Genomic DNA, 15,517 nt, shown 5'->3' on the forward strand with positions numbered 1-15,517 from the left:
TCCTCTGGTCACCCGCACCGGCCTGGCGAGCTCGCGGTACCTGCTAGGCGAAGGCCTCCACGTCGTGCTCCGACCAGGACCGGCGGCGGCTGCGCTGCCACGCCTGGTAGACCGGCATCGCCTCCGCCTGCTCCCGGTACGCCGCGGCGAGCACGTCGCGGATACCCGGTACGTGCTCGGCGACCGGCGAATCCGGCGACCACAGGAGCCGCTCCCGTACCCACATCGGGTCGCCGGCCAGTGGCCTGACCACCACGTTCTCGCGCTCGGCCGTGATCGCCCTGCACAGGGACACTCCGTGCCCCTGGCTGATCAGGGAGAACACCAGGCTGGCGTCGGTACGTTGGATGCGCCGCGGCACGAACCCCGCGCGGCGGCAGGTGTCCCGGAACATCGCCCGCATCCTGATGTCCTTGCCGACGCCCGGCAGCCAGCGCTCGCCGGCCAGCGCGGCCAGCGGCACCTCGGGTTCGGCCGCGAGCGGGTGGTCCTTCGACAGGACGACGAAGACGGGCTCGACGCCCAGTACCGCTTCGCTCAGCCCTTCGGGCACCGGCAGCTCGTAGCCCGGATAGTCGACGCTCAGCCCGATCTCCAGCCGGGATTCGGCGAGCAGTTCGACCAGTTCCTCGTCCGCGTCGCTCACGTGCAGGGACACCTCGGCCTCCGGCAGCAACCGGCGGCTGACCGTCATCAGGCCGGCGGCCATCGGCCCGGCCGTGGCGCCGAGCCTGAGCGTCGCCAGGTCGCCGTCGGCGTCACGGCGTTGCACGTCGCGCACCAGATCGTCGTGCAACGCGATGATGCCCTGGGCATGGGACAGGACCATGGCACCCAACGCCGTGGGCTTGGCGCCGGTTCCGTCGCGGGCGAAGAGCCTCCCGCCGAGCGCGCGCTCGATCCGCTGCAACTGCGCCGTGACGGCCGGCTGGCTGTGGCCGAGCACGGCCGAAGCCCGGCTGATGCTGCCGGACTCGGCGATCGCCGCGACAACCCGGAGGTGGCGGATCTCCAACTGCATAACGCGATGTTATGCCCGATTAGGAGTACCTACACCCAATGTCCTGATCTCAGAATCTTCCCTGCACCGTCAGGAAGGAATTTGATGTCCAGGACGTCTCTGCGCCGGCGCCTGCCCGGTCTCTTGCTCACCACCGCTCTGTTAACCGCGAGTCTGACCTCCACCGCGAGCGCGGAGCCCACGCCGAGCGCCGACCCGGCACCCTCCCGGTGGACCTCCGGCACCCAGTCCACGGCGCCCCGTGGCTCGTGGGTCACCCTGCTGACGGGCGACCGGGTCTATGTCGAGGGGAACCGGGTCTCGATCGATCCCGCTCCCGGCCGCGAAAAGGTCGGTTTCAGCCAGTACGAACGCGACGGGCACCAGTTCGTCGTGCCGAACGACGCCCAGAAGCTGGTGTCGGCCGCCCGGCTCGACCGGCGGCTGTTCGACGTGACGGGGCTCGTCCAGGCCGGATACGACGACGCGCACGTCGACGACGTGCCCACCATCGTGTCGTACGAGGCCAAGGCCGCTGCCCGGGTCAGGTCGGCCGGGAAGGTCACCCGCACGCTGCCCAGCATCGGCGCCGCCGCGGTGAAGGTCGGCAAGGCAAAAGCGCACGAGTTCTGGACCGAGGTGACCGCCGGCCCGGCGACCCAGCGCACCGCGGCGTCCGGCATCGGGCGGATCTGGCTCGACGGCAAGCGCGAGGTCTCGCTGGACCAGAGCGTGAAGCAGATCGGCGCGCCGACCGCCTGGGCGGCCGGATACGACGGCAGCGGGATCACCGTCGCCGTCCTGGACACCGGGATCGACAACTCCCACCCGGACCTGGCCGGGAAGATCGTCGAGGAGAAGAACTTCACCGACGCCGCCGACACCGTGGACAACGTCGGTCACGGCACGCACGTCGCGTCCACCATCGCCGGCAGCGGTTCGGCGTCGGGCGGAAAGTACCGCGGCGTGGCGCCCGGGGCGAACCTGCTGATCGGCAAGGTGTGCAGCACCCGTAACTGCGCCGAGTCGGCGATCCTGGCCGGGATGGAGTGGGCCGCCGAGCGGGCGAAAGTGGTCAACATGAGCCTCGGCGGCACCGACTTCCCGGGCGTCGACGTCCTGGAGGAGGCGGTGAACCGCCTGACCGCGAGCACCGGCACGCTGTTCGTCGTGGCCGCGGGCAACGAGGGCCGGAACGGCGGTGTGTCCTCGCCGGCCACCGCGGACGCCGCGCTCGCCGTGGGCGCGGTGGACAAGCAGGATGCCCTGGCGTCGTTCTCCAACCGCGGGCCGCGCGTCGACGGCGCGATCAAGCCGGACATCACCGGGCCGGGCGTGGGCATCGTCGCGGCGCTGGCGAAGGGATCCGACTATCCGGAGTACTCGCCCGGATACACCCAGCTGAACGGGACGTCGATGGCCACGCCGCACGTCGCGGGAGCCGCGGCGCTGCTGGCGCAGCAGCACCCGAAGTGGACCGGCCCCGACCTCAAAGCTGCGCTGGTCGCCACGGCCAAGCCGAACCCCGGCCTGAACGCCTTCCAGCAGGGCGCCGGCAGGGTCGACGTCGGCCGCGCGGTTCAGCAGGCCATCCTGCCCGACGCCACCGGCCTCGCGCTCGGGTCGCAACCGTGGCCGGCCGAAGACGACGTTCCCGTGACGAAGACGATCACCTACCGGAACGACGGCACAGCGCCCGTCACCCTAGACCTCACGACCACGGCGACCGGCCCGGACGGGGCCGCCGCGCCGGCCGGGCTGTTCACGGCCAGTCCGGCGCGGGCCGTCGTGCCGGCCGGTGGAACCGCGGCGGTCACCCTGACCGCCGACACCCGGGTGCCGTCGGCGACAGGCACCTTCACCGGAATGCTGCTGGCCTCGAACGCCGACGGCGTGTCGGTGCGAACCCCGCTGACGATCACGAAGGGACACGAGACCCGCACCGTCACCTTCCGGCTCACCGACCGCGCGGGCGCGCCGGCGAGTGACTACGACCTGTCGGTGGTCGGTCTCGATCTGGACGTCTTCCAGGTTCCCTACGACGCGTCGGGCACCGTGAAGGCCAAGCTCCGGCCCGGCCGCTACCACGTTCAGGCCACGGTGATCACACCCGACGGGACCTCGACGCTGCTGGTGCAGCCGAACCTCACCGTCGGGAACACCGACGACGGAGTCCTCACACTCGACGCGCGCCAGGGCACACCGGTGTCGGTGACCGTACCGAAGTCCTCGGCGCGGACCCGGCTGGCCGCGGCCGGCTTCTTCCGCGTCCTGCCGCGCGGATACGGCCTGGCGGCGCGGATCGTCGGCGCCGACTTCGGCAAGCTGTTCACCGCGGACCTGGGTGCGGAGGTGACGGCCGATCAGGGCACGCTGGTGTCGGAGGTACGCAGCTTCTGGGCCGAGCCGGGCGCCGACGGCACCTTCTACGGCTCGCCGTACGAGTACGACCTCGTGCAGTTCGTCCGCGGGAGGTTCCTCACCGGCTACCACCACACCGTGCGCCCCAGTGAGCTGGCGACCGTGGTCAACCGCAACCACGGCGTGACCCCGGACAAGCAGCAGGGCTACATGCACAACTTCGGGTTCCCGCCCGAGGGCGGCAGCGCGATGTCGGGACCGATCAGGTATGACGTGCCCAGCACCCGGACCATCTACTACAGCGCGAAGGGCGTGGTCTGGGACAACCGGTGGGAGACGAGCGGAGCGCGCCAGACGCAGTTCTGGTACGACGACACCACCTGGCAGCCGGGCAGGAAATTCGTGGTCGACTGGCAACGCGGACCTGCCGGGCCGAAGTTCAACCCGCGCACGTACGTCGCCCGCGCCGGGAACACCATCATGTTGAACATCCCGCCGTTCGGCGACGACTCCGGGCACACCGGCTACTCGCTGCTCGACGGCGGCCGGGTCGGGTTCTACCGCGACGGCGTCCAACTGGTCGAGATTTCAAAGTACTTCTACGACGCCAGCGGGCCGGTGCCGTCGGCCGAGAGCACCTATCGGCTGGAGTACGACGTCGACCGTACGACCGGCTTCAACGCCTCCACCAAGATCAGCGGTGCGTGGACGTTCAAGTCCGGTGAGGTGAGCACGGACAAGTGGACGTACCTGCCCCTGTCGTCGTTCTCCTTCACGCCGCAGGTCGACCTGGCCAACAGCGCACCGGCCGGCCGGCCGTTCAGGGTGCCGGTGAGCCTGAAGGCTCAGCCGGGCTCGGTCGCCTCGCGGACGCGGCGGGTCAGCGTCGAGGTCTCCTACGACGAGGGCGCGACGTGGCGGAAGGCGGCCCTGACCCCGACCGGAACGGACACGTGGCTGGCCACGCTGAACCACCCGGACAAGGGGTCGGTGTCCGTGCGCGCGCACGCGGAGCGAGCCGACGGCGGCACCGTCGACTACACCGTCATCCGCGCCTACAACCTGCGATGACGCCCGGCGGGCCTCGGGCACGTCGACCGAGGCCCGCCGTAGCGGATGATGATCTTCGGCATCCCGCAGGACGGCAGTAGAGAAGGGCATACCTGAGAGACCCGGACGGATCTTCATCCTTCGCCGAGGTCGAGAGTGCCGTATCCGGCTTCGCGGGCGTGCCTTTGCAGGTCATCGATGGTGACGTGGGCGTCCGGTTCGAGCTGGCGGCAGACGCGTTCGAGGAATGCCGTCACTTCTGGCACGGTGCGGCGGGTCGCCGTGGCGTAGGCCAAGGCTCGACTGAGGACGGCCTTGGTCCGTGTAGGGGCGTCGTCGCACCACAGCTGGAGGACGTGGCTGTGCGGGGCCACGTACGAGCCGAGCATCATCAGGGAGAAGGTGCCCTTGTCCCGCGCCCCGACCGTGCGGCCCAGGTAGCGGGAAGGCGGCAGGACCAGTCGGAAGCTGTAGTGGTCGACCCAGGCGAGTGCCTGCGGGGCGATCTTTCGTTCGCGCATCCACTCCGCGAAATGGTCGCGTGGCTGCTCGGAGTCGGTGCTCTCCATCACGTGTGTGGCTGTCGGCCAGGAGTTGAGGATGTCCTCCAGGTGATGGTCCCGCAGTTCGGCGACGCCGGAGTAGACGAGTGTCGTGAGCCGCCGGCCGTCGTGCACTCTGATGGCGTAGCAGGGCAGGAACGCCCGGCCCACCTCCAGCACCTCGAGGTTGAGCAGCTCGTCCGGCAGGTCGTACTCGCCCCGGTCGGGACGCCGGGCCAGCTCCCCGACGGCGCCCGGACGGAAGCCGCGAGCCTCGGGGAGGAGCCGGAAGGCCCGCTGGGCGTATGCGGCGTCCCGGTCGAGGATCCGGACGCCGCGGGCGTAGTGGGCGGTACGCAGTGGCTCGCATCGCACGCCGTCGAAGTACAGGCGCAGCCGCTCCTGCTTCTCGGTGTAGCGGCGGTCGTCGCGGACCGACCGCAGGCCGCGCTCGGTGAGGGAGGGGGCCTCGGCGCTGCCCTCCAGGTGGCCGATGCCGCCCAGGAAGCGCAGCACCCGGTCGACCATGTGCTCGGAGACGCCCAGGAACACGGCGATGTCCTGGAGGCGGGTGAACCCGCCCTCGGCGATGGCGAGGCCGACGTACCGGTCGAGGAGGTCGAACGGGCCGCGTTCCTCGATGATCGCCGAAAGCTCCGCGGCGTGCAGGGGGAAGGCGAGCGCGTGGATCCGAAGTGGCCGGATGCCGGGCAGGTCGGCGGCGTGTTCCAGGGCGCGGGTCTGGGCGTACCGGATCGTGTCGGCCGACGTGCTGCTCATGGGCTCTCCCCGAGGCGTCGCATGATCTCGCGGTAGCCGCGCGGGTCCCCGGCGGTTCGCACGTGGTCGTGCAGCGCCTGTGCCAGGTCGCGGAAGCCGGGGTCGGTGGCGTTGAGGAGCGTGGTGAGATCACCGACGAGGACCAGCCGCTGCTTGGCACGGGAGAAGGCCACGTTGGAGCGGCGTACCTCCCGGAGAAAGCCGACATTGCGGTACGGGTTGCTGACCGTGAACCCGAAGAGGATCGTGTCGTGCTGGCCGCCCTGGAAGGAGTCGACGGTCGCCACCCGGCGGGCGACGACACTCTCGTCGCCGATGCGCCGGGCAAGCAGGGAGGTGACCAGGCCGATCTGAGCCGAGTACGGGAGAATGACCGCCCAGTCATCGGACTGCGCGTGGTAGTGGGCCGCCAGGAGCGCCAGCAGCCTGGCCTCGCACTCGTTCAGCCGGCTGTCCTTGGGCCAGGGCTCGTCCGCGCGGGGTTTGCGGTCGCGCCGCTCGCGCTCCGGGAGCTCCGCGGTGTCGACGAACGCCATGGGAGCGGCGAACAGGTCGTCGTGGTGGACCCGTCTCACGTCGGTTTCCAGGAGACCGCCGTAGAAATGGCGGGAGATGAAGCGGGCCAGGCTCTCGGGCATCCGGCGCTGGAATCGCAGCAGCTCCCTGTTCTCCTGGGGCGTCGAGGGGAACAGCAGCTCGAAGGCGCTGTCGGTGATGAGCCGGGCCAGCCCGGAATCGCCGGGGTGCTCCGCCGCGGCCCAGGCGACCAGCCGCTGATCCGGCAGCGGCGGCAGCTGGACGTGGTCGCCGACGAGGACCGCCCTGCGTGCCCGGACCAGCGGGACGAGCAGGTCGGCCGTGCTGATCTGACCAGCTTCGTCGACGATGGCCACGTCGAAGTCGACGTTGTCTAAATGCTCGCTCGTCGCGGTGCCGATGCAGGTCGCGCCGATCACGTCGGCGTATCTGACGAGCTCGCCGTACAACTGCTCGGTGCGCCGCTCGAGTTGCCCGCGCCAGGATGTCAGGAGATCGAGCCGTCTGCGCATCAGCCCGAGTGCCGAGCTCGCGGCGGGCAGGAACGCGGCCAGCCTCGCCGGGTCGGCACTGATCTCGGGCGTCTCGCTGTCGAGCAGTCCGCGCAGGGACGTGGCGACCTGTGCGGCCCGCTCGGCGCGGGATCGTTGTCCGGCCAGGTCGCGCTCGTGAGCCTGGCGGGCGGCCACGAGGTCGGGATGCGTGGCGCGGACCTGGTCGAGCTCGGCCGCCAATCGTGCCCGGTCCTGCGCGATCGCGGCCAGCGTCCGGCGGATGCCCTCGGACTCGGCGGCCGTCGCGGACCGCTCCCCTTGGAGGCGGGTGAGCCGCCGCAGGAAGAACCGGCCGACCAGCGGGATTGCGGCGGCGCGCTGTGCCCTGCCCAGCGCGCGGTCGAGCCGGTCGAGGGCCTGGACGTGCCCGGCGAGCAGCTCCTCGTGGCGGCGCCCCTCGTCGTCCAGGGCTGTCGTCTGCCGTCGGAGATCGGCGGTCACGGCATCTTCCCGCTCGGCCAGCGCGGCGGCGCTCCGCCGAACGTCCGCACCGGCCTCCTCCAGACGCCGCAGATCCTCGGTGAGCTGCCGGAACAGGGCGTCCGCCGGGCCATCAGAAGCCGCGGCGTCGTAGCGGGCGAGGACGGGCTCCGTCCGCTCGGCGATACGCCGCTGGAGCTCGACCGCCCGCGCCTCCAGCATCAGGTGCTCGCAGCCCGGTGTGACGCCGTCCTCCCGGCCGATCCGCAGGACCAGCAGGTCCTCCGGCAGGTCCTGGAGCACGTTGTCGACCGCTCGGTTGGTGTAGGAGGAGATGAGGACCTTGCGCTGCTCCTCGGCGCAGGCCAGGACGACCTGGCGGATGGTGTGCGTCTTGCCGGTGCCGGGCGGTCCCTGGATGAGGGCGAGGTCGGGAACGGTCAGCGCCTTGTGAAAGGCGCTGAGCTGGCTGGCGTCCAGATGCTCGCGGGGACGGCGCCCGAGCGCGGGGGCGAAGGGCTGGAAGCGGCGGTCGACCAGCGCGGTCAGCAGCAGTGGATTGCGGGCGCGGCCCTCCCGCAGCATCTCGATCGCCGCGCGCTTCTTGTCGTAGGCGATCAGGTTGGGCGATTCGGCGAAGGCGCCGCTCTCGGGGATCCGGTTGAAGTCCACGGGCCGTTCGAACCGTACCGTTGCCACGCCCTCGTCGATCCGCTCGATCCGGCCGCGCAGGTCGGGGTCGCCGTCGATGTGCACGCGGGTGCCTTCCGCCAGCCTGTTGGCGCCCATGAGCTGGAAAGCGTGCACCGACCGTGCGGAGCGGCGGGTCGCGGCCACCGGGGTGACGCGGTGGTACGGGACGAGCCGGCTGGCGTCACCCGCCGAGGACTCGATCCGCCGTCCCTGATCCACCAGTGTGGCGAGCCGGTCGAGATAGGCGGTGTGGGAGGCCCGTACCGTGGGCTCCTGATCGGGCGGCGCGGTGACGCCGGTGGTCCAGGCGGTCTGGACGGCCGGCCAGCTGGAGGAGTGATGCAGTTGGTAGGGGTGGTCGTAGACCCGCCATTGCCCGGCGCGCAGCAGCAGGCCGCCCCGCACGATCTGATCGTGGTCGCTGAAGCGCATCGGATGGATCCAGCCGATCCGGTAGCCGCGCAAGTCCTGGGTGGCGAAGAGCATGAGCGCGTATCGGCCGTCGATGTAGATTTTGAGGAAGTCGTCCCGGCCCTCGCGGCCGCGTTCCAGGCGAGCGGGGATCAGATTCTGCGGCCCGGCCGCCCACAGATCGTGGCAGATCCCTTCCAGCCCTGGTAGGAGCGGATGGCGTTCGCGCTGCCCGACCAGCTTGCCGGGAAAGTTCTTGGACCAGAGCAGACCGACCTCGGGACCGAGGTCGACGACCCTTCTCTCCACGATCTGCTCCTTCACCTCAGCTGCGCAGTCCCGCGCCGAGTTCTGCGATGTCGCCGCGCTCGGCCGGGTCGGGTGAGAGCGCGCGGTCGAGGGCGCGGGCGAAGCGCTCCGGGACGGCGGGGTTCAGGACCGCGGCCGAGACGAGCGGTACAGGTGGGCGCCCGGTCACCGTCACGTGGATCAGCTCGGCCAGCCGGCGGATGTCCTCGGTGGGCTCGGTGGGATGCAGGAACGCATGGCCGGCGTCGCGCAGGAAGAGCGCTCCGTCCCGGTCGGTCATGATCGAATCAGGGTCGAGGGCGCCATGGGCGAGGCCTCTGGCATGCAGGGAGGCCAGCCCTTCGCAGAGCCCGGCGGCTCCGGCGGCCAGGACACGCACGGCCTCGGCCTCACGGCCCCGGCCGCCGTAGAAGCCGGCCAGGGTGGTGAACGAGGGAACCGCGGTGACCAGCACCGCCGTCTCCGCCGTCATGGATGCCGCGACGGGCGGCGGCAGGCAGGGGAGCGCTTCGGTGAGCAGGCCGGCCTCGTCGGCCAGGGCGACGCGGCGTTCCAGGGCCTCGGAACCGGGCCATCTGGTGGCGATCCTGCGGATCCAGACGTGACGGCCGTCCGGCGCGAACGCGAACGCCCGGGACACGATCGCTGTGCCGTCCGCGGACCTCTCCTCCTCGGGATCGCTCGTGACCCGGTAGGCGACGTCCCCGATCTCCACGATCTCGCCGAGGCCCGTCGGCTCTTCGTCGAGTGGCTTGTCGGGCTCCGGTCGGGCCCGTTCGACGACCACCCACCCCTCGTGCTCGGCCTTGATGGCGCGCAAATGTTCATCCGGCCACAGGCCCGGCTCTTTGTCGATGGTTCGATGGCAGCTCGGGCACAGCAACATGAGGTTGCCGAGGCCATCGACTTCCGCCGGCCTGGCCGCCCCCCGGCGAGGCCCGTCCGGGGAGTGCGGCGCGATGTGGCCCATCTCGCCGATGTGGTGGGTGCCGCCCTCGATGTCCAGGGGTCTGCGGCATATGGTGCATCGTCTGTCGGTCGCGTCGAAGAGCGCGCGCCGGATCTCGTTGGGGATGTGCCTGCGCTGAGCTTGCGCCACCCGAGGATGGTAGCGGCTGCCACTTTTAGACGGCGGCGGTCTCGCAGAAGTCCATCGCCTCGTAACGCCGGTAGCTTGTCGCTGGAGAGCCGTCATGATCTGCGGCACGGTCAGCCGCATGCTGCTCGTGGCCTCCCGCCGTCGGAGGCCATCGCGCCGCTGGTCTTGTGCACCGCGACGTCTCCATGGCCGCCGGACCGCTCACCCGGTGACCACTACGCTGGTGGCCTTGCCCGTACGGGAGGCTTGGATCCCGCACACGGCACCGGGAAGGGCTGCCCTGACGGCGACTCCGACCGCCGTCAGGCCCGCCAGTGCGGCCACGGTGCTGGGGATGCGGTTGATCGGCTCCCACTGCAGGACCAGGAACACCACAGACAACGCTGCCACCACCCACAAGTGATCGCGAGCGCGGTCGCGGACCGCAGGATCATGCTTGCAACGACGGGTTTTCGGCGGATGGACCGCGGGTCGTTGAGGTCGGTCACGTCGCAGAGGGGCTGCATCGTGGCGCCCGGGGGACGTTGGTGCCGCGACGGGTGCGCCGATCCGGCGTTGTGACAGCCCGTAGCCCTTCAGCTGTGAAGACCTCTCTGAAGGTGGAGGTGAGGAGCGGGTCGCGATTGTGGATCACGAACCGCAGCCCGGCGAGACGGTCGCCCAGGTCCATCGCCAGGTTGGGAGCCTGTTGCACCGTCCATGCTCCGGTCGGGTGCGCGGTCACTCCGGCCAGACGCGGTCGCCGGGTGCCGTGCTCGATGAAGACCAGCACATACAGCCGCTTGAGCAGCATGGTTTCGACCACCAGGAAGTCACACGCGATGATCGCGTGGGCTTGAGCGGCCAGGCACTGCTGTCCGGTCGGCGCGGATCGGTGAGGTGCCGGGTCGTCCTGTACGCGGGCGGTCGGTGGAGGTCCACTTGCGCGCTACGAGGTCACGGTGCCAACGATCGTCGCCGGGGTGACCGGGAACACCTCCGCCCACCGGGGACGGTGGATCAGCCGAGACAACGCCGCAAGCCACAGCCGGTCGGCGTGACCCCACCGTGGTCGGTCACCGAGCTGACGGCGAAGCACTTGGTTCTCCTGACGAAGCACCGGCAGCTCAACGTCCTTGGACAGATCAGCGCGGACCAGCACCACCAGCAGGCCGAACAAGCCCCTCACCAACCGGTAGACAAGCGACAACAGCACCTCGCGAAACCAGGTTTCGAGCCGGACGCCGTCAAACCACAGGTCAGTGCCGACGTGGCTGAATTTGACGCGGTACAACCAGTTCACCGTGGATGCGCCGGGGTGCCCCCACCTCGGGTTCTCCGCGGCCATGCGCAGGATGAGGGCCTTGACCGCAGCCGCGGTGGAAGGCCGCCCGGGACGGCGACGGTTGCTGTAGTCCCACGGGTGTGCGGGGCAGGCCGGCAACCTGGCCGGGGGAAGATTTCCGCCCGTCGGGAGCGGGGTGTGCAGGTGTGAGCGCGCCGCGAGCCACAGGTGGTCGGCTAGCTCGTAACGCACCGGCGGGACCTGACGGCGTAAGATCGCGTTCTGATGCCGAAGCACCAGCAGTTCCGACTCTTTGGAGACGCTCCTCCGTAGCAGCGGCGCGGGCAAAGACAGCAGGCCCCGATTGACCGCGTACGCCGTGGACGAGATCACAAACTGTGATCCCAGGCGATCCTGACCAGCCGCTTGGCGCCCCTCAGCCTCACGCCCTTGGGACGAAGGCTCCGCATTGGAAGTGATTCGCGTTTCTGAGCCCCACAGCCCCGATCACCTTTTTGGACATCCGCCGACGTGATCGGCTCGGAGGTATCCTGAAGGAATACCGATACGTGGCTTGACCTGGCCGGATAATTAATCGGCGCCCGTAGGACGCCGCATGACCCTCATTCAGAGGAGCAAAAGTCGAGTGATGGACTTGGGGGCCACAGCGCCGAACTGTCGATGACGATCCAGTCCCGCAAATCTTCCACATAGCGTCGGCAAGGGCGAACTGGTCGCGCTATGACGCTGACTCCATCCGGCAGCCGCAGCTACCACAAAATCGGAACCTCCTGTTGGGTGGCCCGATCGATCAAACGTCGATCGGCCAGTGGTTTCTCGAGGCGAAGCTGAACCTTACGGTCATAGCCCATGGCTGTGTGAGCTGATCCTTCCTCCCACGGGAAAAACGGCTCACAGTTATCGCGAACCTCTATCCCAACGGTGACGTCGGTAGTCTGTTCGGAGACTGTCGAACTGGTTACCTCTTGACAGGAATTCACCTGTGCGGTGACAGTGACCGTCTTCCCGTCGGGAGATACAGCGGCAGACGCGATGTTATACCACTGAGGGTGCAGGCCACAGGCACTCAGTGTGATAACGACACCGACTATCGCTGTGAGATGTCCGGGGATGACCCGGAATACTTCCGTCCACCGGCGGCGGTGGATGAGGCGCGACAACGCCGCAAGCCAGAGCCGATCGGTGTGATCCCACCGCGGCCGGCTACCGAGTCGGCGGCGGAGTACCTCGTGACGGAGCACCAGCAGCTCAACGTCCTTGGATAGATCAGAGCGGACCAGCACCGTCAGCAGGCCGAACAAATCCATCACCAACCGGTAGACAAGCGACAACGACAACACCTTGCGATGGTCGCAGCCGTCGCCCTGATCGCGTAGCAAAACCCCAGTTCACAGCACGAAACCGTGATCTCGAGGGGGGACACGCTCGTGGCGCCGTCCCCCCGGAACGGGGCCACGTGTGACTCGACCCCTACTTGACGAAATCGAGCAGAGCGGCGTTGACCAGCTCCGGGTGTAGGGGTGGGTCGAATATTCGATTCATGCGCTGACCTGCAGTCCTTGGCAGGCTTGCAGATCTTGATCGTTACCGTCTGAGCGGTTGCTCAAAAGAGGTTGAGCGACTACTCAAACCGGGGGAGCAGGAGATCCAGCGTGTCTGTCGGACCCGCAGGTCGGACGCTGCGGCTGAATATACGAGCCGCACGCCTTCTGCGCCTGGTGCGCCGACCACGCCTACCTGCCCGAGCTCGTGACGCTCGTCGCGACCGTCGAGGCCTGGCAGAGCGAGATCGAGGCGTTTCCTTCTCGCCGGGATCATCAACGCCAAGAGCTTGGGGACCAACCGAGTCATCTAGTTCGAAGCCCGCGGCGCATACGGCTTTCGCAACCCCTTCAACCAACGCCTCCGGTCACGCTCCGCAACCACACGCGCCAGCAGAAACCGGACCATCCCCGTTTAATTTCGAAGACCCCGAATTTCTCGCCTTCTACCGATTGGCTGATCCGATCACTTTTGGAGTTCGTTGGATACCCGATCGCGCTCATGTGGCCAGCCCCTATACGACGTGCTGAAGATCCCGAGAGATGAGGGCGAGGGTGGCGGCTCCAATAGCCGATCACCCTCGTCTATTTGCTAGGTCGGCAGCCTAGAAATCTGGCGTCAAGAATGCCACATATGTGCCGTCTCGGCCTATCTCCCACGAACCAGCATTGCTAAGGACAGATTCGTCGAGCGGGACATGGTCGACCTCAATGGTCGGCCACTTCAGGCGACGGATAATGATATCTCGACTTCTAAGGACGGCTGCTGCCACGCTGTGAGCGATCGCGTCGTAGCTAGACCTGCTTCCAGGAAAAGCTGAACCGTTCAGGAGCCAGATAAGTTCGTAGAGGCCGATCATTCCATAGTCCTCCAGATGCGCGTTGACTTCATTGAGAAGCCATGATTCCTCGGGACTCATATCAACCTCCTCCAAGTGTTGGGTTTCCCAGCAGGGGCACCTTGGTAGTGGTTCCGGGCTGCGATATCTCCGCGTACGGTCCATGCGTGAGTGGATCAGGACGGTTCCCAGCAGTATAGCCAGGCATTATGTGGATCTGTCGTCCGAAGTTGTCCGGATCAACAAAGACCGTTCCGTCTGGTTTTGGATGTCCACGTGCTGGGAATTGCTGCCTTGATATCGTGCATGCTATGACCTCGCAAGACCTGTGCATCGAAGGTTTGGGGTCTCCGAATTTGACGGCGGCGAGCGGGTTGGGCGCTGTCCTCAACGACATCCAGCGCGTCGTAGGTGAAGCACTGAGTGTCGGCGCCATTGACGGACACATCCGCGATGGAGGCGATGTTGCCGGCCTGGGCGTAGATGTAGCTGGCGTCGCGGGCGATACCGGTCTGGCTCTGGCGGTCGACGCGTGAAGAGGCCAGGCGCTGGGTGCCGTATTGATAGGTGTAGGTGAACCAGGCATTCTTGTCGGCGACCGAGCCGACTTCATACTGCTCGACCTTGCCGGTGTGGGTGTAGGTGGTGCCGGTGACGTAGGTGGACAGGTTGGAGCCCATCGTCGTGCGGCGCAGCAGTTCGTCGTAGCCGTGGGTGACGGCTTCGGCCGCGAGCCCGCTGGCGGCGGGGTAGGCGAGCGACTGCAGGGTGCCGTTGGTGTTGAAGGTGTAGGTGCCCTCCAGCCCAATCTCGGTGGCGGGGACGACCACGCTGGTGCGGGTGGCCCGGCCGAGAGGGTCGTAGCTGTCGACGCGGTTGACGTAGGACTGGCCGCCGACGTACCGGATGGCGGAGGTCAGGGAGCCCTTGCGCAGCGTGTCGTAGACGAAGGACGTGAGCTCGGTGCCGGTGGCCGAGCCGTCGCGGGTCTCGGTGACGCGGGAGAGGCCGTGGTAGCCGGTCCAGATGGTCTTGCCGCGGGCGTCGGTGCTGGTGACCTTGCGGTCCAGGTCGTCGTAGGCGATCTGGGACTCGACGCCGTCCATCGGCTTGAACAGCGCGGGCTGCGGGGCGCCGGTGGACACCTGACGGCCGACGAGATTCTCGCCGAATACCTCTACCAGGGCGAGGCCGTGGCATATTCGTGCGCCATGGCGGGACTGCGACTGCCTGACGCCCGGGCCGTCGTCGGCCCACCGGATCTGTGGTCGCGGCTGCCGGAACGAGACCGCTGAAGCCGGATGGGCAAGCTCGCGACGATCCCATGATCGCCGCAGGCGCTGGCTGGCTTTACGGCTACGGGACAACTCGGTGGTGATCCTGTTCGGGTTCGTGTCTCGAGAGGGCAGGCGGGATCATGGTGCTGCGTCGCAAGAAACAGCTCTTTGTTTATTCGCGGCACCCGGACCCCGTGAGCATCATCTGGATGTCGGCGCTGGCGAGGATCTCATCGATGAGCGGCGGGATTTCCATCCAATCTCGGATCAGATAGCGCGCTCGGCAGCCCGCACCCTGCAGATCCATCACGATACCGAGCGCGAGCGCGAAGTGCTGGCCCTGGTGGGGCAGGGCCTCAGCAACCACGAGATCGGTGCCGAGTTGTTTCTCAGCCCGGCCATCGCGCGCACCCATGTCAGCCGCGCGATGGCGAAACTGGGCGCACGCGACCGTGCGCAACTGGTCGTCATCACTTACCAAACAGGACTGGTCAGCCCCGCGATGTAAGGCACGGCCGAGTGCAGGCCGCCGCCGGCGTCAGTGGTGAACGCGTCGGCTGGACGAGGTGCTGAATCCGGTCGGCCACCAGGTCTGGCTCCGGCACAACCTCCTCCAGCCGTACGCCCTGGCGCCGTCGCTGATCGTCGTCTTCCAGGTGGGCGCGATCGTGCTCGGCCACATCGCCGGCGCGGTGTCGGCGCACGACAAGGCGCTGGAAGTGGTGCGCGCCGGCGAGCTGCGGACCGGCCAGTACCCGATGCTCACGCTCATGGTCGTCTACACGGGCCTCGGCATCACGGTGATGTCCGCGGGCTGAG

Annotated in this window: 12 protein-coding genes and 1 pseudogene; 3 read left to right on the forward strand and 10 right to left on the reverse strand. The window is 68.2% G+C overall.

Features of this window, described 5'->3' with window-relative positions:
• Positions 1–43: 43 nt before the first annotated feature.
• Positions 44–1,021 carry a LysR family transcriptional regulator gene (locus tag ABZS69_RS35435; RefSeq protein ID WP_355379759.1) on the reverse strand — a complete coding sequence of 326 codons (978 nt, stop codon included), beginning with the start codon at positions 1,019–1,021 and terminating at the stop codon, positions 44–46.
• Positions 1,022–1,105: 84 nt separating this feature from the next.
• On the opposite strand from ABZS69_RS35435, the gene ABZS69_RS35440 reads away from it, so the two are divergent.
• Positions 1,106–4,432: a S8 family serine peptidase gene (locus ABZS69_RS35440; RefSeq protein ID WP_355379760.1), complete on the forward strand. Its 3,327-nt coding sequence runs from the start codon at positions 1,106–1,108 to the stop codon at positions 4,430–4,432.
• A 113-nt stretch (positions 4,433–4,545) separates the two neighbouring features.
• Here ABZS69_RS35440 and ABZS69_RS35445 read toward each other — a convergent pair whose 3' ends face one another.
• The 9 genes from ABZS69_RS35445 to ABZS69_RS35485 form a co-directional block, all read right to left on the reverse strand.
• The gene (locus ABZS69_RS35445) at positions 4,546–5,733 is read right to left on the reverse strand and encodes a hypothetical protein (protein WP_355379761.1); all 1,188 of its coding nucleotides are present in this window, start codon (positions 5,731–5,733) and stop codon (positions 4,546–4,548) included.
• Entirely contained in the window at positions 5,730–8,672 is a 2,943-nt protein-coding gene (locus tag ABZS69_RS35450) for an AAA domain-containing protein (protein WP_355379762.1), read from the reverse strand. Before ABZS69_RS35450 ends, ABZS69_RS35445 begins: the two co-directional genes overlap by 4 nt.
• 1 nt (position 8,673) lies before the next feature.
• Entirely contained in the window at positions 8,674–9,756 is a 1,083-nt protein-coding gene (locus tag ABZS69_RS35455; protein WP_355379763.1) for an HNH endonuclease, read from the reverse strand.
• A 201-nt stretch (positions 9,757–9,957) separates the two neighbouring features.
• Positions 9,958–10,146 carry a hypothetical protein gene (locus tag ABZS69_RS35460; protein ID WP_355379764.1) on the reverse strand — a complete coding sequence of 63 codons (189 nt, stop codon included), beginning with the start codon at positions 10,144–10,146 and terminating at the stop codon, positions 9,958–9,960.
• Positions 10,147–10,240: 94 nt separating this feature from the next.
• Positions 10,241–10,549 carry a hypothetical protein gene (locus tag ABZS69_RS35465; RefSeq protein ID WP_355379765.1) on the reverse strand — a complete coding sequence of 103 codons (309 nt, stop codon included), beginning with the start codon at positions 10,547–10,549 and terminating at the stop codon, positions 10,241–10,243.
• Between the two features lie 135 nt (positions 10,550–10,684).
• Positions 10,685–11,413 carry a hypothetical protein gene (locus ABZS69_RS35470; RefSeq protein WP_355379766.1) on the reverse strand — a complete coding sequence of 243 codons (729 nt, stop codon included), beginning with the start codon at positions 11,411–11,413 and terminating at the stop codon, positions 10,685–10,687.
• 377 nt (positions 11,414–11,790) lie between these two features.
• A complete protein-coding gene (locus ABZS69_RS35475) occupies positions 11,791–12,372 on the reverse strand; it encodes a hypothetical protein (RefSeq protein ID WP_355379767.1) in 582 nt (193 codons plus the stop codon).
• An 815-nt stretch (positions 12,373–13,187) separates the two neighbouring features.
• Positions 13,188–13,502 (reverse strand): hypothetical protein, encoded by a 315-nt coding sequence (locus tag ABZS69_RS35480; RefSeq protein ID WP_355379768.1) that lies wholly within the window; start codon positions 13,500–13,502, stop codon positions 13,188–13,190.
• A 158-nt stretch (positions 13,503–13,660) separates the two neighbouring features.
• Positions 13,661–14,788 carry a hypothetical protein gene (locus tag ABZS69_RS35485; protein ID WP_355379769.1) on the reverse strand — a complete coding sequence of 376 codons (1,128 nt, stop codon included), beginning with the start codon at positions 14,786–14,788 and terminating at the stop codon, positions 13,661–13,663.
• Between the two features lie 208 nt (positions 14,789–14,996).
• Here ABZS69_RS35485 and ABZS69_RS35490 point away from each other — a divergent pair.
• Together ABZS69_RS35490 and ABZS69_RS35495 are read left to right on the forward strand one after the other, a co-directional pair.
• Positions 14,997–15,206: pseudogene (locus ABZS69_RS35490) on the forward strand (helix-turn-helix transcriptional regulator); the annotation flags it as partial.
• A 58-nt stretch (positions 15,207–15,264) separates the two neighbouring features.
• Positions 15,265–15,516, forward strand: a complete 252-nt coding sequence (locus tag ABZS69_RS35495) for a hypothetical protein (RefSeq protein WP_355379770.1) — start codon at positions 15,265–15,267, stop codon at positions 15,514–15,516.
• Position 15,517: the final 1 nt, after the last annotated feature.

It is taken from the genome of Nonomuraea sp. NPDC005650, assembly GCF_040605375.1.
GTDB lineage: Bacteria > Actinomycetota > Actinomycetes > Streptosporangiales > Streptosporangiaceae > Nonomuraea.

Coding starts and splice junctions, on each gene's coding strand:
- ABZS69_RS35435 (WP_355379759.1), bottom strand. CDS start 1,021: ATGCAGTTGGAGATCCGCCACCTCCGGGTTGTCGCGGCGATCGCCGAG.
- ABZS69_RS35440 (WP_355379760.1), top strand. CDS start 1,106: ATGTCCAGGACGTCTCTGCGCCGGCGCCTGCCCGGTCTCTTGCTCACC.
- ABZS69_RS35445 (WP_355379761.1), bottom strand. CDS start 5,733: ATGAGCAGCACGTCGGCCGACACGATCCGGTACGCCCAGACCCGCGCC.
- ABZS69_RS35465 (WP_355379765.1), bottom strand. CDS start 10,549: ATGCTGCTCAAGCGGCTGTATGTGCTGGTCTTCATCGAGCACGGCACC.
- ABZS69_RS35480 (WP_355379768.1), bottom strand. CDS start 13,502: ATGAGTCCCGAGGAATCATGGCTTCTCAATGAAGTCAACGCGCATCTG.